The sequence below is a fragment of the Streptomyces orinoci genome, from assembly GCF_003121295.1.
GTDB classification, from domain to species: Bacteria; Actinomycetota; Actinomycetes; order Streptomycetales; family Streptomycetaceae; genus Streptomyces; species Streptomyces orinoci.
In genome coordinates this window covers 65,345-85,508 of sequence record NZ_PHNC01000007.1, presented here as the reverse complement: position 1 = coordinate 85,508, position 20,164 = coordinate 65,345, and the positions used below count along the sequence as shown (strand labels likewise).

Sequence of the window (20,164 nt, the reverse complement as noted above, 5' to 3'; positions counted from 1 at the left end):
CCGCCGCCCGCGCCGGTGCCACACCTCCCCGACCCACGACCGATCGCCCGTTACGACCGCTCGCCCGAGGAAGAGGAACCCGTGCCACTCGATGTCCCCGGCGCCTCCGGCGTCTCCGACGAGGAACGCCTCGCCCAGCTCGGCTACCGGCAGACCCTGGCCCGCAGCATGAGCGGGTTCGCCAACTTCGCCGTCTCCTTCACCATCATCTCGGTGCTCTCCGGCTGTATGACCATGTACGGCTATGGGATGAGCACCGGCGGGCCCGCCATGATCTCCTGGGGCTGGGTCGCGGTGGGGCTGATGACCCTGATCGTGGGCCTGGCCATGGCGGAGGTCTGCTCCTCCTATCCCACCAGCGCGGGGCTGTACTTCTGGGCCCACCGGATGGCCCCGGAGCGCAGCCGGGCCGCCTGGGCCTGGTTCACCGGGTGGTTCAATGTGCTGGGCCAGATCGCCTGCACCGCCGGGGTGGACTTCGGCGCCGCCTCCTTCCTCAACGCCTATCTGGACCTGCAGTTCGGTTTCGCGGCCACGCCCCGGCACACCATGACGCTGTTCGCCCTGATCCTGTTGCTGCACGCGGTGCTCAACACCTTTGGGGTGCGGATCGTGGCCGTGCTCAACACGGTGAGCGTGTGGTGGCATGTGGCCGGTGTGGTGCTGATCGTGGCGGTGCTGGGCCTGGTGCCGGACCATCACCAGTCGGCCTCCTTTGTGTTCACCAAATTCGTCGACAACACCGGCTGGCACAACGGGCTTTATGTGGGTCTGCTGTCGCTGCTGATGGCGCAGTACACCTTCACCGGCTATGACGCCTCGGCGCATATGACGGAGGAGACCAATGACGCCTCCGTCGCGGGCCCGCGTGGCATCGTCCGTTCCATCTGGACCTCCTGGATCGCCGGGTTCGTCCTGCTGGTGGGGCTGACCTTCGCCATCCGGAGCTATACGGGGGCCTCCGGTTCGGACACCGGGGTGCCGCCCGCCCAGATTCTGATGGACGCGCTGGGGGCCAGTGGCGGCAAGGCGCTGCTGCTGGTGATCATCGGGGCCCAGCTGTTCTGCGGGATGGCCTCGGTGACCGCCAACTCCCGGATGATCTACGCCTTTTCCCGGGACGGCGCGCTGCCCTTCTCCCGGGTCTGGCACCAGCTCAACCCGGCCACCCGCACCCCCACCAACGCGGTATGGCTGGCGGCCGGCGGGGCGCTGGTGCTGGGACTGCCGTATCTGATCAATGAGACCGCCTACGCGGCCGTCACCAGCATCGCCACCATCGGGCTCTATATCGCCTATGTGATCCCCACTCTGCTGCGGCTGCGGCTGGGGGAGCGCTTCGAGCGCGGGCCCTGGCACCTGGGCCGCTGGTCGCGGCCGGTCGGGGTGCTGGCGGTGGGCTGGGTGGCGGTGATCACCGTGCTCTTTATGCTGCCCCAGGTCTCCCCGGTGACCATGAAGAACTTCAACTACGCGCCCATCGCGGTGGCCGTGGTGCTGGGCTTCGCGGGGGTGTGGTGGCTGGTCTCGGCCCGGCGGTGGTTCCTCAACCCCGACCACCCCAGGAACACCACCGCCCACTCCGACCTCATGGGCCCGGCCGACGCGATCCGTCCATAGCTCCCTCGGGGGCGTAAGCCCTTCCGGGGCCCGTAAACCCCTCCGGGTCAAGGATCACGCGCCTGACGCAGCGACAGGGACCGCACTCTTCACCGTGCGGTCCCTGTCGTGCGTCCGCGCGCCGGGGCGAGGCCGGACGCGCCCCTTGCGCGGGCGTCGGCACTCCATGATCATTTCCTGTAGTGGCTGAAATCGGGAACAGAGATGCATCTCACGCGTACAACTGGTTTCAAACTCGCCTGAAGAGCACACCTGCTGGAGGCGAGGGGTGATCGACGGCCGGATGCGGACGCTGGATGTCCACTTCCTTCTATCATTCGAACGAACGATCAGTAGCCTCTGCTCAGAGCCCTCAACACCCCCTGAGACGAGTCGGAGAGACGAAGTGACGGAGCGTCCCGCCTGGGCCCCCCAGGGCATCGATCTGTCCATGCCTAGCGTGTCCCGCATCTATGACTACTACCTGGGCGGCTCGCACAACTTCGAGGTGGACCGGGAGGCCGCCCGGCAGGCCATGGCGGCCTATCCCGGCCTGCCGAAGATCATGCAGGCCAACCGGGCCTTCCTGCGGCGGGCGGTGCGCTTCGCGGTGGCCGAGGGAGTGACCCGGTTCCTGGACATCGGCTCCGGCATCCCCACCTTCGGCAATGTCCATGAGATCGCCCAGCGGGCGGACCCCCGGTCCCGGGTGGTCTATGTGGACCATGACCCGGTGGCCGTGGAACACAGCCGGGCCGTGCTGGCGGGCAACGACCGGGCGACGGTGGTCGCCGCCGACCTCCGCTCGCCCGACGACATACTGGGCAGCCCCCCGGTGGCCGAACTGCTCGCGCCCGGCCGCCCGGTGGCCCTGCTGCTGGTGGCCGTGCTGCACTTCCTCCAGGACGCGGACGAACCCCGCAAGGCGGTGGCCGGGCTGCGCGACGCCCTGCCCTCCGGCAGCCTGCTGATCCTCACCCACGCCACCGAACAGGACGGGCCGATGCGCCCCGAGGCGGGCGAGCGGGTGCGCGGTGTCTACCAGGCCATCGGCTCCCCGCTGTGCACCCGCTCCCGGGACCGGGTGGCCGACTTCTTCGAGGGCTTCACCCTGGTCGAGCCGGGCCTGGTGCCGATGGACGCCTGGCGCCCGGAGGACGACGGACCCGGCGCCCCGGCACCCGGCGGTATGGACGGGCGGGCCGGCGCCGCCGGATTCGCCGGTGTGGGGCGCAAGCCGTGACGGGGGCGCCCAACGGCCGCACCCTGTACGGGACGGCGGCGGCCCAGCCGTCCCCCGCGCCCGAGGAGCCGGCCCGGGACGCCGAGGAGCTGGAGCGCACCCGCGCCTTCGCCGCGATCTGGTGCCGGGCGGTCCACCCCGCCGCCGGCACCCCGATGACCCGCCCCGAGTTCGAGCGCTATCTGCGGCCGCTGGCCGCCCGGCTGCGCGACGCCCTGCGCGCCCAGCCCTTCGACCCCCGGCCCGGGGCCGAGGTGGGCGCCGCCCTGGTCCATGGCCACTGCACCGACCCGGATGCCCTGCCGCTGATCCTGGGCGCGGTCGATGCCTATCTGCCGCTGTACTGCCCACCCGGCGCGGGCCGTACCGCGGGCGAGGACCGGGCCCGCTGCACCCGCCTCCAGCACGCCCTGGCCGCCGGCTTCGCCCGCGCCCTGCGCGAGCGCACCCTGGCCGAACAGGAGGCCATCTCGCGCGCCGCGCTGGCCGCCCAGGCCCAGACCGAACAGGCCCTGCACACCAGCGAGGCCCGCTTCCGCGCGGTCTTCGAGGGCGCGGCCATCGGCGTGGGCATCGCCGATGTGGACGGGCACATCACCGACGTCAATGACGCCCTGGTGCGGATGTTCCGCAGCCTGGACCACCCGGTGGCCGGCCGCAACGTCGGCGAACTGGTGCACCCCCAGGACTCCCCGGAGGTCTGGGGCCTGTACGCCGAGCTGGTACGCGGCGACCGCGACCACTACCGGGTGGAGAAGCCCTACTACCGGGGCGACGGCAGTGTGCTGTGGACCGACCTGTCGGTCACCCTGCTGCGCGACGCCCAGGGCCGCCCCCAGTACCAGCTGGCCCTGATGGAGGACATCACCGAACGCCGGCTGCTGCATGAGCGGCTGCGCCATCAGGCCACCCATGACGACCTCACCGGCCTGCCCAACCGCGCCCTGTTCTTCGAACGGCTGGACAAGGCGCTGGAATCCGGCGGCGCGGACGAGGACTTCGGCCTGTGCTACCTGGACATCGACGGCTTCAAGGCGGTCAACGACAGCCTGGGCCACGGGGTGGGGGACCAGCTGCTGGTGGCCGTCGCCGAACGGCTGCGCTCCTGTGTCACCGGCCCCCATGAACTGATCGCCCGGCTGGGCGGCGACGAGTTCGTGGCCCTGATCACCGGCCCCGGCGCCCAGCGCGATGTCACCGCCTTAGCCCGCCGGATGCTGGACGCGCTCGCCGAACCGGTTCGCCTGGACGGCCGCCATCTGTCGGTACGGGCCAGCATCGGCATCGTGGACGGCCCGGTGGGCGAACTGGGCGCCGCCGAGGTGCTGCGCAGCGCCGACATCACCATGTACCGGGCCAAGGCGGCCGGCGGCAACCGCTATGAGGTCGCCGATGCCGACTCCGACGCCCGCGCCATTGCCCGGCACGACCTCACCAACTGTCTGCCCGGCGCCCTGGACAACGGCGAGTTCTTCATCGAGTACCAGCCGCTGGTACGGCTCGCCGACGGCACGGTGCGCGGCGCCGAGGCCCTGGTGCGCTGGCTGCACCCGGTCCATGGGGTGCTGGGGCCGGACCAGTTCATCCCGCTGGCCGAGAGCACCGGGCTGATCGTGCCGCTGGGACGCTGGGTGCTGGAGGAGGCCGCCCGCCAGGCCCGTGCCTGGCGCAATGACGACAGCTGCCCGCTGCCGCTGCGGGTCAATGTCAACCTCTCGCCCGCGCAGCTGCGTTACCCCTCACTGGTCGCCGAGACCGTCGCGGTGCTGGACAACGCCGGACTGGAACCCTCCGCGCTCTGCCTGGAGGTCACCGAGAGCGCCCTCATCGGCGCCGACGAGGAGGAGCTGCGCCCCTTGCGGCAACTCGCCGACCTGGGCGTGGACATCGCGCTCGACGACTTCGGCACCGGCTACTCCAACCTGTCCTATCTGCGCCGGCTGCCGGTGAGCACCCTCAAGCTGGACCGGTCCTTCACCCGGGGCATGCAGTGCGCCCCCGCCGACCCGGTGGACGTCAAGATCGTCGAGGGCATTGTCTCGCTCGCCCACACGCTGGACCTCTCGGTGACCGTGGAGGGCGTGGAGACCGGCACCCAGGCCGACCACCTGCGGATACTGGGCTGTGAGACGGCCCAGGGCTGGTACTACGCCCGCCCCGGCCCGCCGGAACGCCTGCATGCCCTCTCCCTGGCGGACGCCTCCTCCTGAGCCGCGTCCAGCAGGGCCCGCTCCGCGTCGGTCAGCAGCCGGGAACGGATCAGGAAGCGCACCCCTTCCGGGGCCTCCAGGGAGAAGCCGCTGCCGCGCCCCGGCACCACGTCCACCGTGAGACGGGTGTGCCGCCAGCGCTCGAACTGCTCCGCCGACATCCAGAAGCCGACCGGCTCCGGCAGCCCGTCCACGGCCAGTTCGGCCAGCAGGACATCCGAGCCGCCGGTACGGAACTCGCCGCGCCGGTAGCACATCGGCGAACTGCCGTCACAACAGCCACCGGACTGATGGAACATCAGCGGGCCATGCGCGGTGTACAGCGCGCGGATCAGCCCGGCCGCGTCTTCGGTGAGCGCCACCCGGGCGGTTGCCGGTTCCTTCACGCCATCAACTCTGCTGTGCCTGCGTTCACTTGCCAAGCGGATATCAGGGCAGCCCGAACAACTGGTGGCAGGATTCCAGCCCTTGGACGCGTACCGGCACGGTCCGGCGCTCCTCCCAGTCCTCCCGGGACAGCCGCCAGCGCCGCAGGGTGCGGCAACGGCCCTGGACGCCGGCCGTCTCCAGACCGTCCGGGCGGTAGCCGAGCTTCTCCGAGACCCGGTGGGAGGCCGGATTGTCGGTCATCGCCGAGGAGGTCATAAACCGGGCGCCCAGCCCGGCGAAGGCCAGGTGCAGCACGGCGGCCCGCATCTCGGTGCCCAGGCCCCGGCCCTGGTGGGCCAGCCCCAGCCAGGAGCCGGTGGACGCCTCCCGGGTCACCGCGAAGCCGGTGCCGTTCAGCCCCTGGACGCCGACCGGCTCGCCCTGATGGACCACGGCCAGCGACAGCACCCAGCGCTCCGGCCGCCACTCGGCGATGGTCCCCAGCGTGTACTGGAACACCGACCGGCCCCGTTCCTCCGGCGGTGCGTCACTCCACGGCACGCTGAAGGGCATGGCGGCCTCGTCGTGCACCCCTTGGGCGGCGGCGTCCGCCAGCCCGGTCAGCAGCTCCAGGTCCGGCAGGCGCAACTCCAGGCGCGGGGTGGTGAGTACCAGGCCGTACAGCGGCCAGTAGCGGCTTTCCATGACCGGACTCTGCCGGGAACGGGCGTTCGCTGTCGAATGGTTTGCGGGCCGGCCTCGGTGATCAGGCCGGCCGGGGAGTGCGCTCGGTGCCCGTGAGATAGGCGGTGACCACCACATTGGCGCTGTACTCGTGCTGGTCGCGGTCGTAGTCGCCGCCGCAGGTGATCAGCCGGAGTTCGGCGCGCCGGGTGTCCTCGGGGCCATAGACCCGGTCCACGTCGAAGTGGTCCTTGGCGACCACCGAGACATCCTCGACGGTGAAGTCGGCGATGGTGCCGTCCGCCCGGGCGACCGCGATCTGGTCGCCGCGCTTGACGGTGCTGAGCTCGTAGAAGACGGCGGGGCCGGTCTTGGTGTCCACATGGCCGACGAGCACCGCGGAGCCGGAAGCCCCGGGCTCGGGGCCGTCCTGGTACCAGGCCACGGAGCCGGGACGCTCATAGGGAGGCGGTTCCACGCCGCCCAGGGGGTCCAGGCCATGGCCCTCGATCGGGGCCCGCAGCCCCATGTTCTTGATGATCAGCCCTTGAGGGCCGGCCCCCGGCAACGGCTCGTGTGCCGGGGGCAGGCCATGCGCAGGAGGGCGGCCCTGGGCAACGACATCACCGGGTCGGGGAGCCGTGGCTATCGGCTCCTCGGCGATGTCGTGGCCGCGAAGCCAGAGGGCCAGCAGCAGTGCTACCCAGGCCGCCCCTGTCAGCAGGCGGCCGAAACCACCTCTGCGCGTCTCTGACATGATGCCGATCCGTTTCCCGTCAGCGCTTGGCCGCATTGGCGCGGCGGCGGGTCCAGATCAGACCACCGGCGATACCCGCCGTGGCACCCGCGAGCAGGAGCGCGGGGGTGTCGGTGGCGGATTCGGCCGCGGCCATCTGAGCGGTGGCGCCGCCGCCCGCGTGCGCGGGACCGTGCGGACGGCCGTGCTCATGGCGGCCCTCGTGGTCACGGCCGTGCTCGCGGCCGTGGTCCTCCCGGCCGTGGTCACGCCCGTGCTCATCGTGGTCGCGGCCGTGGTCCTCGTCGCGGCCCTCATGGTCGCGGCCGTGGTCCTCGTCCCGGCCTTCGTGGTCGCGGCCGTGGTCCTCGTCGCGACCGTCGTGGTCACGGCCGTGGTCCTCGTCCCGGCCTTCGTGGTCGCGACCGTGGTCCTCGTCACGGCCGTGGTCCTCGTCCCGGCCCTCGTGGTCGCGGCCATGGTCCTCGTCGCAACCGTGGTCGCAGCCCGCACGGTCCCCGTGCTTGGGGGCGGCGACATGGGTCTCCGATTTGACCGGGGCGGAGTGGCTGGAGTTGAGGGCGTAGGCGGCGGGCGCCGCGCAGACGGCGACTGCCGTCAGAGTGCCGCAGAAAGCGGTACGGATTGACTTCATGGGTGTACCTCCTTGATCCGAGGTTCACCTGGGAGATCCGCCCGGGCATCCGGAGGGTAGCGGTATTGCTCCGTTCGGTAGCCAAGCTGCGCCGGATGGGTGGGCGCGGGGGTGTCCGGCGGGGGCGGGCGCGGCGTGTCGCGGGGGCGGGGTGATAGGGCGTCACCTCGCGATCCGGGGGACGGGCGGCTGGACGAAACCCCTCTCCCGAAGACAGGAGAGGGGCTCGGAGTTCACTTCTTGCGGCGCTTGCGGGGGGCCGGAATGGCCGGGGCCTCGGTTTCCCGGGCGGCGGCGCAGTAGGGGGCCATTACCTCCTCGTACTTCCGCAGGGATTCCGGGCCCAGATCGACCTCCAGCCACTTGGGCACCTGGATTTCCTTGATTTCGGTGACCGGGGAGCCGTCCTCGTCCAGCTCCCCGGTCAGGTCCTCCATTTCCTCGGTGACCGTTACGGCGAACTTGACCGTGGTCAGATTGCCGGTCACCTCGGGGTCGAGGTCGTCGAAGTCGATCCGCTGGACGTAAATCGGCGTCGTGATCGTCTGACCACCGACCTCGATCGTTTTCACCCCTTCTTCCACACCGGGCTGACCCTTGTGGGATTCGTCGACCTCAATGAATTTGGTGCCCATGGACGGCGCCCTTCCGCTATGCCGGTACGTGCCCCAAATTCTAGGGTGCGAAGGGTTGTTGACGCCAATTCAGGAGAACTCCCGAAGCCCGTCAGCGGTTTGACCGGTGAGCCCTTTTCGTACGGGAGAATCGAATTTGCCGGAGCCGGGCCCCGCCCAACTGGCCTAGAAGAAGCCGAGCTTCTTCGGTGAGTAGCTCACCAGCAGGTTTTTGGTCTGCTGGTAGTGCTCCAGCACCATCCTGTGCCCCTCCCGCCCGATGCCCGACTGCTTGTAGCCGCCGAAGGCGGCATGGGCCGGGTAGGAGTGGTAGCAGTTGGTCCAGACCCGGCCGGCCTGGATGGCGCGGCCGGCCCGGTAGGCGGTGTTGGCGTCCCGGGTCCAGACGCCGGCGCCCAGGCCGTAGAGGGTGTCATTGGCCAGCGAGACGGCCTCGTCGAAGTCGGTGAAGGGGGTCACGGCGACCACCGGGCCGAAGATCTCCTCCTGGAAGACGCGCATCCGGTTGGTGCCCTCGAGGATGGTGGGCTCCACGTAGTAGCCGCCCGCCAGCTCGCCGCCCAGTGCGGCGCGGGAGCCGCCGGTGAGGACGCGGGCCCCCTCCTGCTTTCCGATGTCCAGATAGGAAAGGATCTTCTCCAGCTGGTCGTTGGAGGCCTGGGCGCCGGTCATTGTGGCGGTGTCCAGCGGATGGCCGGGGACGATGGCCTCGGTGCGGGCGATGGCCGCCTGGAGGAAGGAGTCGTAGTGACCGCGCTGGATCAGCGCGCGGGACGGACAGGTGCAGACCTCGCCCTGGTTGAGGGCGAACATGGTGAAGCCCTCCAGGGCCTTGTCCAGGAAGTCGTCCTCGGCGGCGGAGACGTCGTCGAAGAAGACATTGGGGCTCTTGCCGCCCAGCTCCAGGGTGACCGGCTTCAGGTTCTCCGAGGCGTACTGCATGATCAGGCGGCCGGTGGTGGTCTCCCCGGTGAAGGCGATCTTGGCCACCCGGGGGCTGGCCGCCAGCGGCTTGCCGGCCTCCGCACCGAAGCCGTTGACCACATTGACCACACCCGGCGGCAGCAGGTCGGACACCAGATCCAGCCAGACATGGATGGAGGCGGGTGTCTGCTCGGCCGGCTTGAGCACCACGGTGTTGCCCGCGGCCAGCGCCGGGGCCAGCTTCCAGGCCGCCATCAGCAGCGGGAAGTTCCACGGGATGATCTGGGCGACCACGCCCAGCGGCTCGTGGAAGTGGTACGCGACGGTGTCCTCGTCCAGCTGGGAGAGGCTGCCCTCCTGGGCCCGTATGACGCCCGCGAAGTAGCGGAAGTGGTCGATGGCCAGCGGGATGTCGGCGGCCAGGGTCTCCCGGACCGGCTTGCCGTTCTCCCAGGACTCGGCCACCGCCAGCGGCTCCAGCCGGGCCTCCATCCGGTCGGCGATGCGCAGCAGAACGGCCGCCCGCTCGGCCGGCGAGGTGCGCGACCAGGCCGGTAACGCCGAGTGGGCCGCGTCCAGGGCACGCTCCACGTCCTCGGCGGTGCCCCGGGCCACCTCGGTGAAGGGGCGGCCATTGACCGGGGTGGGGTTCTCGAAGTAGCGGCCCCGGGCGGGCGGGACGTAATCACCGCCGATCCAGTGGTCATAGCGGGAGCGGTAGGAGACAAGGGCATCGGGGGAGCCGGGGTCGGCGTAACGGGTCATGGTCCGGGGGCCTCCTGGGACGGTGCCGCCCGCGCCATCGCGGGCGGCGGACGGCTGGAAGCTACCCGCGGGCCCGCCTCGGAAGTCCTGATCACTGTGGTGTACACATCAGGAAGACCGTTCCCGCTGCGCAGAAATGGATGAATCCATGAACAAGAAGGTGCTCATCGACATAGCCGAGCGCACCATCGCCGCATATGTGACCACCTTCCTCGGCCTGATCCTGGCCGACGGGTTCAACCTCACCAGCGTCTCGGCGCTCAAGGCGGCCGCCATCGCCGCCCTGCCGGCCGCTCTCTCGGTGATCAAGGGGGCGATCGGCAGGTACATCGGCGACAAGGACAGCGCCGCCTGGCTGCCCGGGCCGTCGTCCGGAACGGCTCCTTCCGGTCAGTCCGCCCAGTCCAGGCAGTAATGCGGCCCGGTCCAGGTCGTGGCGCCGCTCAGTCCAGGCCGTAGTGCCGGGCGGCCCGGCGCACGGTCTCCGGTTTGACCTCGCCCCGCCGGGCCAGAGCCGCCAGCGCCGCCACGGTGACCGACTGCGGATCCACCCCGAAGTGGCGGCGGGCGGCTTCCCGGGTGTCGGAGAGGCCGAAGCCGTCGGTGCCCAGGGACGTCCAGTCCTGCTCCACCCAGGGCGCGATCTGATCCGGCACGGCACGCATCCAGTCGCTGACCGCCACCACCGGCCCCGGGGCGTCGCGCAGCACCCGGGTCACATGGGGGACCCGGTCCTCACCGCGCAGCCGGGCCGCGTCGCAGTCCAGCGCCTCCCGGCGCAGCTCGGTCCAGGACGGGGCGGACCAGACGTCGGCCGCCACGCCCCAGTCCCCGGCCAGCAGCCGCTGGGCGTCCAGCGCCCAGTGCACCGCCGTACCGGAGGCCAGCAGCTGCAGGCGCGGCGCGTCGGTGGGCAGGCCGGCGGCTTCCCGGAAGCGGTAGAGGCCCTTGAGGATGCCCTCGGTCACCCCCTCGGGCATGGCCGGCTGGACCTTGGGCTCGTTGTAGACCGTCAGATAGTAAAAGACGTCCTCGGCCTGGGGGCTGTACATCCGGCGCAGCCCCTCGCGGACGATGACCGAGATCTCATAGGCGAAGGCCGGGTCATAGCCGATCGCCGCCGGGTTGGTGGAGGCGATCAGATGCGAGTGGCCGTCGGCGTGCTGCAGGCCCTCTCCCGTCATGGTGGTGCGCCCCGCGGTGGCCCCGATGACAAAGCCGCGGCCCAACTGGTCGGCCAGCGCCCAGAACTGGTCGGCGGTGCGCTGCCAGCCGAACATCGAGTAGAAGATGTAGAAGGGGATCACCGGCTCGCCATGGGTGGCGTAGGAGGTGGCCGCGGCGGTGAAGGAGGCCAGTGAACCGGCCTCGGTGATGCCCTCGTTGAGGATCTGGCCGTCCTTGGCCTCCTTGTAGTAGAGGAGTTGGTCGCGGTCCACCGGGTCATAGGTCTGGCCCACCGGTGAATAGAGGCCGGCCGTGGGGAAGAGCGACTCCATGCCGAAGGTGCGGGCCTCGTCGGGCACCACCGGCACCCAGCGCCGGCCGGTCTCCTTCTCCCGCATCAGCTCCTTGACCAGCCGGACGAACGCCATGGTGGTGGCGATCTCCTGCTGTCCGGAGCCCTTCTCCAGCGCCGCGAAGGGCTTGGCGGAGGGCTCCGGCAGCGGCCTGGGCCGGACGGTGCGGGCGGGCGCCGGCCCGCCCAGCGCGGCCCGCCGCTCGCGCAGATGGCGCACCTCGGCGGAGTTCGCTCCCGGGTGGGCGTAGGGCATGGTGTCACCGTCCAACGCCCGGTCCGGGATGGGGAGTTCCAGCAGGTCCCGCATGGCGCGGAACTCCTTGCCGGTGAGCTTCTTCATCTGGTGGTTGGCATTGCGGGACTCGAAGCCGGGGCCCAGGGTGTAGCCCTTGACGGTCTGCGCCAGGATCACCGTGGGCGCTCCGGTGTGCTCCACCGCGGCCCGGTAGGCGGCGTACACCTTGCGCGGCTCATGGCCGGCCCGCGAGGTGTGGAAGAGCTCCAGCAGTTCGTCGTCCCCGAGACCGGCGCCCAGGGCGCGCAGCGAGGGGCCGGTGCCGAAGAAGTGCTCGCGGATATAGGCGGCGTCCCGGGTGGCATAGGTCTGGAACTGGGCGTCCGGCACCTCGCCCAGCCGGCTCAGCAGCGCCCCGTCGGTGTCCCGGCCGAGGACGGCGTCCCAGGCGGTGCCCCATAGGGCCTTGACGACCTGCCAGCCGGCCGCCCGGAAGCGGGCCTCCAGCTCCTGCACAATCTTGAAGTTGGACCGGACCGGGCCGTCCAGCCGCTGCAGATTGCAGTTGATGACAAAGGTGAGGTTGTCCAGGCCCTCGCGCCCGGCCAGGTCGAGGGCGGCGGTCGATTCCGGCTCGTCCATCTCGCCGTCGCCCAGGAATGCCCACACCCTGGAGCGCGAGGTGTCCTTGATGCCGCGGTGCTCCAGATAGCGGTTGAAACGGGCCTGGTAGACCGCGGAGATGGGGCCCAGGCCCATGGAGACGGTGGGGAACTCCCAGAACCAGGGCAGCCGGCGCGGGTGCGGATAGGAGGGCAGTCCGTCGCCAGACGCCTCCTGCCTGAACCGGTCCAACTGCCCCTCGGTCAGGCGGCCTTCGAGGAAGGCGCGGGCATAGATCCCCGGTGCGGCGTGGCCCTGGAGATAGAGCTGGTCGCCGCTGCCGTCCGTCTCCTTGCCGCGGAAGAAGTGCTGGAAACCGGTCTCGTACAGCCAGGCGGCCGAGGCGAAGGTGGCCATATGCCCGCCCAGCCCGGCGCGTTGGTTGCCACGGGTGACCATGGCCGCGGCGTTCCACCGGTTCCAGGCGGTGATCCGGCGCTCCAGCGCCTCGTCGCCGGGGTAGGGCGGTTCCTCGGCGGTCGGGATGGTGTTGAGGTAGGGCGTGCCGAGCAGCGGGGGGACGTCCAGCCCGGTGTGTCCGGCGTGCTCCACGGTCCGGCGCAGCAGCAGGGCCGCGCGGTGCGGGCCGCCGTGGCGGGCGGCCGCGTCCAGTGACTCCCGCCATTCGGCGGTCTCGGACGGGTCCGGGTCGGGCAATTGGTCGAGCTGGGCCACGGTGGATCCCCTTTCGCTTCCGGATGGAACCTCGTTGTTCCGCCACTCGGAATCCCTTTTCCGTGATCGATGATCGATCATTCGCTCGGGGCGGTCAAGGGTTCATCGGCCCGTCTGAGGTGGATCAGCGGGCGGAACTTCGGAATCCGGAGTTCCACACGGGGTGTGCGGCGGCGCACTCCAAACCGGCCGCCGCACACGCTCCCCGCACGGCCCGCCGCACGGGAGGCTTTTCCTGCGAGTCCCATGGCGCGACGGGACCGGACGCCGGTCTTCCCCCGGGCCGGCGGCCCGCCGCCCCGCACCGCCGGGCGGACGGTGCGGGGCGGAGCCGTGCGTCCGGGCGGGGGGATGTGGACCGGTCACCCATACCCGGCCGTCGCGCGGCTCGGGGCGGGTGCAACGATGTCCACGTCATGAGTGCGGGACAGCGGGCGGAACAGGGACCCAGGGCGTTGCGGGCCATGGTGTTCGCAGCGGTCTGTGTGCTGCTCGCGGCCCTGGGCCACGCGGTGATGTCGGGTACCGACGTCCCCTGGTGGGCGGTGGCCGTGGCGCTGTCCGGCACCGGGAGCTGCGCCTGGTTCCTGGCCGGCCGCGAGCGCGGCCCGCTGCTGGTCACCCTGGCCACCGTGGGTGCGCAGACCGGCCTGCACCTCTTCTTCTCGCTGGCGCAGACCGTCGCCCAGGGCACTCGGCCGGGTGCGGCGGCCCAGCGGATGGTGATCGATCCCGGCCGGATGCTGTGCGGCGCGCACAACCTGACCGGCGCGCACCACCTGACCATGGGTCACCCCATGCCCGGCATGGGCGGGCCGATGCCCATGGAGGCGATGCCGGCACACACCGGGCACGGCGCGGCCGGGATGTGGTCCGCGCACCTGCTGGTGGCGCTGGTCTGCGGGATCTGGCTGTCCGGCGGCGAACAGGCCGCCTTCCGGCTGGGACGTGCGGTGGGCGCCCGGCTGTTCGCCCCGCTGCTGGTGCTCTTCCGCGACCCGGTGTCCACCCCGCGCCCCCCGCGTATCCGCGCCGGCCTGGCGCGGGCCGCGCAGCGGCTGCGGCAGCTGCTGTACGCCCATGTGCTCGCCACCCGGGGGCCGCCGGCTGCCCTCGCCGCCCTCGGCTGAGCCCACGACCTGGAACAACGCCGGTCCATGGGGCCCGCCGACGGCGGCCGGTTGAAGGCCGTAACCGTCACCGGGCCGGGCGCGCGCAGGCGCTGCCGGGGCCCGGATTCCAGGAAGGACCCAGGGCGATGGCCCCTGCCCTTACGCCGCTCACGGCGGCGTTCCCAGAGCCGGCTTCAGTCGAGGTCCAGGCCCGCGGCGAGGATCCTCAGCCGCCGGGCGCGCTCGCTCCAGCTCCGGCACTCGGCACAGTCCCGCAGATGCGCGTCCAGCACCGCCTCGCCGACCCCTGGCGGCGGCCGCTCGTCGTCGACGCGGGCGGATATAGCGGTACGAAGCTCACTGCAGTGCACCCCGCCATGGTCTCCGGCGTGTGCGCGGCGCACTCCACCGGGGGCCGCCGTGCGTGATGGCGACATGGTGACCGCCTGGGCACTGGCGGCGCGTGGCGGTGACGCCGAAGCGGTGGAGCAGTTCATCCGGGCCACACAGAGTGATGTGCGGCGGTATGTCGCCAGGCTGAGCAATGACCCGCAGGGTGCGGACGACCTGGTGCAGGAGACCTATCTCCGGGCGCTGCGGACCCTGCCCCGCTTCGAGGGCCGGTCCTCCGCCCGTACCTGGCTGCTGACCATCGCCCGCCGCACGGTGGTGGACCGGCTCCGGTTCAACGCGGCCCGGCCGCGGCTGTCGGATACCGACGACTGGCAGTCGGCGGCGGAACGCGCCCAGTGCGCTCAGCTGCCCGGCTTCGACGAGGGCGTGGCCCTGTCGCAGCTGCTGGACCGGCTGCCCTATGAGCGCCGGGAGGCCTTTGTGCTGACCCAGATGCTGGGCCTGCCGTACGCGGAGGCGGCGCTGGTCGCCGGCTGCCCGGTGGGCACGGTGCGGTCGCGGGTCGCGCGGGCGCGGGAGGCGCTGATCGGCCAGCTGGAGACGGCTGAGCGGGATGCGGCCGGCCGGGTTCCGGTGTTGGCGGGTGCGGCTGGGTGAGCTGTGCGGTGGGGGTACGGGGCGTGTCCTCGTGCCCCCGCTGGGCGGGCTTGCCGGCGTCTCGCTGTGTTTTGGGTGCGGGTTGTCGGTGGCTGGTCGCGCCGTTCCTCGCGCCCCTGGGACGGGGGGTGTCCTGCCGTGTTTGGGTGCGGGTTGTCGGTGGTTGGTTGCGCGGTTGCTCGCGCCCCCAGGGAGGGGGGCGCCCCGTGTTTTGGTGCGGGCTGTGTGTGGCTGGTGGCGCAGTTCCCCGGGCCCCTGGGTGACGGGCGTCCCGTCGCGTTTTGGGTGCGGGATGTCGGTTGCACGCGCCCCTTATGGGGTGGGCCCTGGTCCTTGTGTGGGGGCTGAGGGGCCGTCGATGTGGAAGTGGCTGCCGTTGGGAAGGCCCAGGCGGGCGCGTACCGGGATGGGGGTCGGTGTGTCGGGGACGGTGAGCTGGGTGACCGACTCGGCGAGGCGGGGCGAACTCCGGACGCGGTAGCGGAAGCAGACGCCGAGGCGGTGTGTGCCGGGGGCGAGGTCGAGGGATTGCTCGCCCCACTTCGCCGGGTGTTCCGTCCCGTCGAGCTCGATGAAGGGGCGGGTGAGGAGGTGGTGGAACCAGGCGGCCGGGAGCGCGGGCCGTATGGAGAGCAGCACTGTGGTCACCCGGTGAGTCGATCACAGGGGCCCTCGGCGCGCCAGGCCCTCAGCCGGTGCCCGGCCGCACCACTTCCGCGGTCACCCGCAGCACGCCGCTCCTGGCGAAGGTCAGTACCAGCGGCAGCCGGTCGCCCAGGCGCAGCCGGGGCGGGCGGGAGATCATGATGTCCAGTTGCCGGGGCGACATGGACAGCGAGCCATGGGCCGGGACCGTGGCCGCGGAGACCATCTCCATATGGCTGACCGCGTTGCGGGTGACCGTCCGGCTGAGCATGGCCCGGTAGGCCGAGGGCACCTCCACATCCAGCAGCCGGTCGTCCTCGTCGCCGTCGTTGCGGAGCCGGACGAAGGCCGCGGTGTCGTCCGTGCCGAAGGGCAGCAGCACCCGGGCGTCGGAGGCGGTGATCCGCGCCGGGCGGCCGGCCGCCCCGGAGGCCGTCCAGGCGCCCAGCCCGGCCAGGGTCAGCGCACAGGCGGCCAGCGGCACCAGCGCGGCGCGCAGGGCGCGCAGCGGTTCCGGGGTCCTCATCGGGCTGCCTTTCGTCGGGCCGGGGCCGGCTGCCAGGTGCGCAGCCGCAGGCTGTTGCCCACCACCAGCAGGGAACTGACGGACATGGCGGCCGCCGCGAACATCGGGCTGAGCAGCCCGACCGCGGCCAGCGGCACGGTGACCAGGTTGTAGCCGAAGGCCCAGGCCAGATTGGCCCGTACGGTCAGCGAGGTGCGCCGGGCCAGCCGCACCGCGTCGGCCAGTGCCCCCATGTCCTCGCGGACCAGGGTGACATCGGCGGCGCCGATCGCCGCGTCGGTGCCGCCGCCCATGGCGATGCCCAGGTCCGAACCGGCCAGCGCCGCCGTGTCGTTGACGCCGTCGCCGATCACCGCCACCCGGTGGCCGCGCTCCCGCAGCTCGCGCACCAGGGCCGCCTTCTCCTCCGGCGTGGCCCGGGCGTGCACCTCCTCGATGCCCAGCCCGGCGGCGACCGCGTGGGCGGTGGCCGGGCTGTCGCCGGTGGCCAGCACCGGCCGCAGGCCCAGCCGCTTGAGGTGGTCCACCGCCCGGTAGGCGTCGGTACGCACCGTGTCGCCCAGGGCGATCACCGCCTGGGGCTCGCCGTCCACCCGGACCACAACGGTCGTATGTCCGTCTTCCTCGGCCTTGCGCACGGCGGCCGCGAGTACCCCGGGCAACTCGGGCCCGGGGCGCCCGACTTCCACCCGGTGGCCCGCCACCAGGGCGGTCACCCCTAGTCCCGGGGTGGCCCGGAAGTCCTCGGCGCGGGGCAGCGGTCCGGGCACCCGGGCCCGTACGGCCCGGCCCACCGGATGCTCGGAACCGGCCTCGGCCGCCGCGGCCAGCCGCAGCACCGCCTCGGTGTCCGGGCCGTCCGGGCGGGTGGTCACCCCGGTCACCGCCATGGCGCCGGTGGTGAGCGTCCCGGTCTTGTCCAGCACCACGGTGTCCACCCGGCGCAGCCCCTCCAGTGCCTGCGGCCCGCGCACCAGGATGCCCAGGGCCGCGCCCCGGCCGGTGGCGGCCAACAGGGCGGTGGGTGTGGCCAGTCCGAGCGCGCAGGGGCAGGCCACCACCAGCACCGCCACCGCCGCGGTGACCGCGGCCTGCGGGGTGGCGCCGGCGCCCAGCCAGAAGCCCAGCACGGTGACGGCCGCGGTGAGCACCGCCGGGACGAAGACCCCCGCCACCGCGTCGGCCAGCCGCTGCACCCGTGCCTTGCCGGCCTGGGCGTCCGCCACCAGGCGGGCGATCCGGGCCAGTTGGGTGTCCGCGCCGACCGCCTCGGCCCGTACCTCCAGCACTCCGCCGGAGTTGACCGCTCCGCCGGTCACCGCGGTGCCCGGACCGGCCTCCACCGGTGCGCTCTCCCCGGTCACCAGCGACATGTCCAGCGCCGAACTGCCCGAGACCACCACGCCGTCGGTGGCCACCCGCTCTCCGGGCCGCACCACAAAGTGGTCGCCCACCCGCAACTCGCCGATGGGCACCCGGCGTTCGGTGCCGTCGGCGCGTACCACCACGTCCTTGGCGGCCAGTGCGGCCAGGGCGCGCAGCGCGGAGCCGGTGCCCTGGCGGGCGCGGGCCTCCAGCAGCCGGCCGGTCAGCACGAACAGCGGAACGCCGACCACCGCCTCCAGATAGACATCGGCCGTGCCGCCCATCACCGTGGGGGTCAGCGAGAACGGCATCCGCATGCCCGGCCGTCCGGCGCCGCCGAAGTACAGCGCGTACACCGACCAGGCGTAGGAGGCCAGCACGCCCAGCGAGACCAGGGTGTCCATGGTGGCCGTGGAGTGCCGCAGGCCGCGCAGCGCCCGCTGGTGGAAGGGCCAGGCGCCCCAGGTGGCGACCGGGGTGGCCAGGGTGAAGCACAGCCACTGCCAGTGGGTGAACTGCCAGGCGGGCACCATGGACAGCACCAGCACCGGCACCGAGAGCAGCGCGGTGATCAGCAGCCGGGTGAACTCGGGTGCGGAGTCGGTGACTTCGGGCTGTGCGGGGCGCTCCGGCTCCGGGAGGGCCGCGGTGAAGCCCGCGCCCTCCACCACCGCCATCAGCTCGGCGGCGGTCACCGAGGGGGGATGGCTGACCCGGGCCCGGCCGGTGGCCAGATTGACGCTGGCGCTGACCCCTGCCAGCCGGCCGAGCTTCTTCTCCACCCGGGCCACACAGGCGGCACAGGTCATTCCGCCGACGATCAACTCGGTCTCGGCGGCGGTCGCGGAGGTCCCGGTGGTCCCGATGGACCCGGTGGTTGCGCTGGTCGTGGTCATCAGTGGTCCATTCCCGGCATATCGTGCGAGCCCCCGCCACCGTTCCCGGAACCGGAGCCCGGCGCCGGGGCGGATCCGCCACCGGTGCGGTGCATGCCCGGGGCCACCGGACCGGCCGCCGACCCGGCGGCGTAGGCGGCGCCGAAGACCATGGCCAGCAGCAGGACAAAGCCGGTCAGCGCGGCATGGGGAGCAAGTGAACGACGAGCGGTCATCAACGCATCGTGGCATGTCCGGACGGTCCGGCGGCAACCGGCGCCGCTGGTATGGCGCGTGAGGATTGTCCCTTTCGCCGCCGGGAACCGAGGGGGCCCGCCGGCCGACTACCAATGGATCGCGGACCGCGCCCGCCCCGGCTCGCATAAATGTCCAGGAACTCACCCGGACCGGCGTCCGACTTCCTCAGGGCCCGCCTTCACCTCAAGGAGCCCGCCACCGTGCAGTCGCCGCCCGAACCCGTACCCCTCTACGGTCCCGACTACAAGCGCGATCCCTATCCGCTGTACGCCCGGCTGCGCCAGGCGGGCCCCATCCACCGGGTGCTCTTCCCCAGCGGGGTACGGGCCTGGCTGGTCACCGGGCACACGGCCGCCCAGCGCACCCTGGCCGACCCCCGGCTGGGCAAGAACCACGCGCTGGGCAACGACCGCTGGCGGGCCCGCGCCTCGATCATGCCGGAGCCGCAGCACTCCCAGCTCCAGGTGCATCTGCTGCACCAGGACCCGCCCAAGCACACCACCATGCGGCGGCTGATCACCGACGCCTTCGCCCCCCGCCGGGTGGAGCGGCTGCGCCCGCGCTTCGAGCGGATGGCCGGGGAACTCCTGGACGCCCTGCCCAAGGACGCCCCCACCGTTGACCTGGTGCGCTGCTTCGCCGCCCGCTTCCCCTTCCAGGTACTGGCCGAGGTCATCGGCCTGCCGCCACACCTGGCCGGCCGCTTCCGGCGCGAGTGGGGCGGGGTGGTGGCACCGGTCGGCCCGACCGACCCAGGCCGGGGCGCCTATGAGGCCCTGTTGCGCGGATTGCAGCAGTACATCGCGGAGGTGGTCGCCGACCGGCGCGCGGCCCCCGGCGACGGACTGCTCAGCCGCCTGGTGACCGCCCGCGACGAGGGCCAACTCACCCGGCAGGAGCTGGACTCCATGATCTTCCAGTTGCTGGTGGCCGGCCAGGAACCGGTGACCAATCAGATCACCACCGCACTGGTGGCCCTGCTGCGCAGACCGGACGTACTGCACCGGCTGCGGGACGAACCGGAGACCCTGCCCGCCGCCGTGGAGGAACTCCTGCGCCTGGACAGCGCCTTTGAGCTCACCACCTGGCGGTTCCTCGCCGAGGACGCCGAACTGCACGGCACCCGGGTACCGGCCGGCGACTCGGTGATCGTCTCGCTGTGCGCCGCCAACCGCGACCCCGAGCGCTTCCCCGACCCCGACACCCTCGATGTGGACCGGGCCCAGGGATCCCATCTGGCCTTTGGCCATGGCATCCACTTCTGCCCCGGCGCGGCCCTCGCCCGCGTTGAACTCCAGGTGGCCCTGGGCGCCCTGTTGCGCCGCCTGCCCGGCCTGCGGCCGGCCGTCCCCGAGGACCAACTGCCCTGGATCCCGGCCGTACTGGGCCGCGGCGTAAGCCGCCTGCCCGTCGCCTTCGACCGTTCCGCCTGCCCGCACCTCGCTGGATGACCCGCA

Annotated in this window: 18 protein-coding genes and 1 pseudogene; 7 read left to right on the top strand and 12 right to left on the bottom strand. The window is 72.0% G+C overall.

Features of this window, described 5'->3' with window-relative positions; translation table 11 throughout:
- Positions 1 to 81 precede the first annotated feature (81 nt).
- The 3 genes from CV755_RS04275 (at position 82) to CV755_RS04265 (ending at position 5,052) form a co-directional block, all read left to right on the top strand.
- Entirely contained in the window at positions 82 to 1,620 is a 1,539-nt protein-coding gene (locus tag CV755_RS04275) for an amino acid permease (protein WP_109278785.1), read from the top strand.
- Between the two features lie 430 nt (positions 1,621 to 2,050).
- Positions 2,051 to 2,842, top strand: coding sequence for an SAM-dependent methyltransferase (locus CV755_RS04270; protein ID WP_241560986.1), 792 nt, complete (start codon positions 2,051 to 2,053; stop codon positions 2,840 to 2,842).
- Complete coding sequence (locus tag CV755_RS04265; RefSeq protein ID WP_109278784.1) at positions 2,839 to 5,052, top strand: putative bifunctional diguanylate cyclase/phosphodiesterase; 2,214 nt, start codon at positions 2,839 to 2,841, stop codon at positions 5,050 to 5,052. Before CV755_RS04270 ends, CV755_RS04265 begins: the two co-directional genes overlap by 4 nt.
- Here CV755_RS04265 and CV755_RS04260 read toward each other — a convergent pair.
- The 6 genes from CV755_RS04260 to exaC form a co-directional block, all read right to left on the bottom strand.
- Positions 4,989 to 5,438: a DUF779 domain-containing protein gene (locus tag CV755_RS04260; protein WP_109278783.1), complete on the bottom strand. Its 450-nt coding sequence runs from the start codon at positions 5,436 to 5,438 to the stop codon at positions 4,989 to 4,991. The two genes, CV755_RS04265 and CV755_RS04260, sit on opposite strands and share 64 nt — an antisense overlap.
- Positions 5,439 to 5,481: 43 nt before the next feature.
- Complete coding sequence (locus CV755_RS04255; RefSeq protein WP_109278782.1) at positions 5,482 to 6,126, bottom strand: GNAT family N-acetyltransferase; 645 nt, start codon at positions 6,124 to 6,126, stop codon at positions 5,482 to 5,484.
- A 61-nt stretch (positions 6,127 to 6,187) separates the two neighbouring features.
- Entirely contained in the window at positions 6,188 to 6,862 is a 675-nt protein-coding gene (locus CV755_RS04250) for a class F sortase (RefSeq protein ID WP_109278781.1), read from the bottom strand.
- Positions 6,863 to 6,881: 19 nt separating this feature from the next.
- The gene (locus CV755_RS04245) at positions 6,882 to 7,496 is read right to left on the bottom strand and encodes a hypothetical protein (RefSeq protein WP_109278780.1); all 615 of its coding nucleotides are present in this window, start codon (positions 7,494 to 7,496) and stop codon (positions 6,882 to 6,884) included.
- Between the two features lie 233 nt (positions 7,497 to 7,729).
- Complete coding sequence (locus CV755_RS04240; protein ID WP_109278779.1) at positions 7,730 to 8,131, bottom strand: hypothetical protein; 402 nt, start codon at positions 8,129 to 8,131, stop codon at positions 7,730 to 7,732.
- 165 nt (positions 8,132 to 8,296) lie between these two features.
- Positions 8,297 to 9,820, bottom strand: coding sequence for an acetaldehyde dehydrogenase ExaC (gene exaC, locus CV755_RS04235; protein WP_109278778.1), 1,524 nt, complete (start codon positions 9,818 to 9,820; stop codon positions 8,297 to 8,299).
- Between the two features lie 148 nt (positions 9,821 to 9,968).
- Here exaC and CV755_RS04230 point away from each other — a divergent pair, with 148 nt between their 5' ends.
- On the top strand, positions 9,969 to 10,235 hold the full coding sequence (locus tag CV755_RS04230) for a holin (RefSeq protein WP_109279008.1): 267 nt from the start codon (positions 9,969 to 9,971) through the stop codon (positions 10,233 to 10,235).
- Between the two features lie 28 nt (positions 10,236 to 10,263).
- Here the strand turns inward: CV755_RS04230 and aceE are convergent, their stop codons facing one another.
- On the bottom strand, positions 10,264 to 12,915 hold the full coding sequence (aceE, locus tag CV755_RS04225; protein WP_241560969.1) for a pyruvate dehydrogenase (acetyl-transferring), homodimeric type: 2,652 nt from the start codon (positions 12,913 to 12,915) through the stop codon (positions 10,264 to 10,266).
- A gap of 416 nt (positions 12,916 to 13,331) precedes the next feature.
- Here aceE and CV755_RS04220 point away from each other — a divergent pair, with 416 nt between their 5' ends.
- Positions 13,332 to 14,045 carry a hypothetical protein gene (locus tag CV755_RS04220; protein WP_109278776.1) on the top strand — a complete coding sequence of 238 codons (714 nt, stop codon included), beginning with the start codon at positions 13,332 to 13,334 and terminating at the stop codon, positions 14,043 to 14,045.
- Positions 14,046 to 14,329: 284 nt separating this feature from the next.
- Here CV755_RS04220 and CV755_RS37330 read toward each other — a convergent pair.
- Positions 14,330 to 14,464: pseudogene (locus CV755_RS37330) on the bottom strand (hypothetical protein); the annotation flags it as partial.
- On the opposite strand from CV755_RS37330, the gene CV755_RS04210 reads away from it, so the two are divergent.
- Positions 14,448 to 15,038 carry a sigma-70 family RNA polymerase sigma factor gene (locus tag CV755_RS04210; protein WP_422070503.1) on the top strand — a complete coding sequence of 197 codons (591 nt, stop codon included), beginning with the start codon at positions 14,448 to 14,450 and terminating at the stop codon, positions 15,036 to 15,038. The pseudogene CV755_RS37330 and the gene CV755_RS04210 sit on opposite strands and share 17 nt — an antisense overlap.
- A 312-nt stretch (positions 15,039 to 15,350) precedes the next feature.
- On the opposite strand, the gene CV755_RS04205 is transcribed toward CV755_RS04210, so the two are convergent.
- Genes CV755_RS04205 through CV755_RS04190 form a run of 4 tightly spaced genes read right to left on the bottom strand, consistent with a single transcriptional unit; the run spans position 15,351 to position 18,685 of the window.
- On the bottom strand, positions 15,351 to 15,686 hold the full coding sequence (locus CV755_RS04205) for a hypothetical protein (RefSeq protein ID WP_153068575.1): 336 nt from the start codon (positions 15,684 to 15,686) through the stop codon (positions 15,351 to 15,353).
- Between the two features lie 40 nt (positions 15,687 to 15,726).
- Positions 15,727 to 16,209 (bottom strand): copper chaperone PCu(A)C, encoded by a 483-nt coding sequence (locus CV755_RS04200; RefSeq protein WP_109278772.1) that lies wholly within the window; start codon positions 16,207 to 16,209, stop codon positions 15,727 to 15,729.
- Positions 16,206 to 18,470 carry a heavy metal translocating P-type ATPase gene (locus CV755_RS04195; RefSeq protein WP_109278771.1) on the bottom strand — a complete coding sequence of 755 codons (2,265 nt, stop codon included), beginning with the start codon at positions 18,468 to 18,470 and terminating at the stop codon, positions 16,206 to 16,208. The genes CV755_RS04200 and CV755_RS04195 overlap by 4 nt, the downstream gene beginning before the upstream one ends.
- Positions 18,470 to 18,685, bottom strand: coding sequence for a hypothetical protein (locus CV755_RS04190; protein ID WP_109278770.1), 216 nt, complete (start codon positions 18,683 to 18,685; stop codon positions 18,470 to 18,472). The genes CV755_RS04195 and CV755_RS04190 overlap by 1 nt, the downstream gene beginning before the upstream one ends.
- A 150-nt stretch (positions 18,686 to 18,835) precedes the next feature.
- Here CV755_RS04190 and CV755_RS04185 point away from each other — a divergent pair, with 150 nt between their 5' ends.
- Positions 18,836 to 20,158 carry a cytochrome P450 family protein gene (locus tag CV755_RS04185; protein ID WP_109278769.1) on the top strand — a complete coding sequence of 441 codons (1,323 nt, stop codon included), beginning with the start codon at positions 18,836 to 18,838 and terminating at the stop codon, positions 20,156 to 20,158.
- Positions 20,159 to 20,164 lie beyond the last annotated feature (6 nt).

What these genes read in the sequence shown, in the direction of transcription:
- CV755_RS04270 (WP_241560986.1), top strand. Translation starts at nt 2,051, where the DNA reads ATGCCTAGCGTGTCCCGCATCTATGACTACTACCTGGGCGGCTCGCAC.
- CV755_RS04255 (WP_109278782.1), bottom strand. Translation starts at nt 6,126, where the DNA reads ATGGAAAGCCGCTACTGGCCGCTGTACGGCCTGGTACTCACCACCCCG.
- CV755_RS04250 (WP_109278781.1), bottom strand. Translation starts at nt 6,862, where the DNA reads ATGTCAGAGACGCGCAGAGGTGGTTTCGGCCGCCTGCTGACAGGGGCG.
- CV755_RS04245 (WP_109278780.1), bottom strand. Translation starts at nt 7,496, where the DNA reads ATGAAGTCAATCCGTACCGCTTTCTGCGGCACTCTGACGGCAGTCGCC.
- CV755_RS04240 (WP_109278779.1), bottom strand. Translation starts at nt 8,131, where the DNA reads ATGGGCACCAAATTCATTGAGGTCGACGAATCCCACAAGGGTCAGCCC.
- exaC (WP_109278778.1), bottom strand. Translation starts at nt 9,820, where the DNA reads ATGACCCGTTACGCCGACCCCGGCTCCCCCGATGCCCTTGTCTCCTAC.
- CV755_RS04230 (WP_109279008.1), top strand. Translation starts at nt 9,969, where the DNA reads ATGAACAAGAAGGTGCTCATCGACATAGCCGAGCGCACCATCGCCGCA.
- CV755_RS04220 (WP_109278776.1), top strand. Translation starts at nt 13,332, where the DNA reads ATGAGTGCGGGACAGCGGGCGGAACAGGGACCCAGGGCGTTGCGGGCC.
- CV755_RS04200 (WP_109278772.1), bottom strand. Translation starts at nt 16,209, where the DNA reads ATGAGGACCCCGGAACCGCTGCGCGCCCTGCGCGCCGCGCTGGTGCCG.
- CV755_RS04195 (WP_109278771.1), bottom strand. Translation starts at nt 18,470, where the DNA reads ATGACCACGACCAGCGCAACCACCGGGTCCATCGGGACCACCGGGACC.
- CV755_RS04190 (WP_109278770.1), bottom strand. Translation starts at nt 18,685, where the DNA reads ATGACCGCTCGTCGTTCACTTGCTCCCCATGCCGCGCTGACCGGCTTT.
- CV755_RS04185 (WP_109278769.1), top strand. Translation starts at nt 18,836, where the DNA reads ATGTCCAGGAACTCACCCGGACCGGCGTCCGACTTCCTCAGGGCCCGC.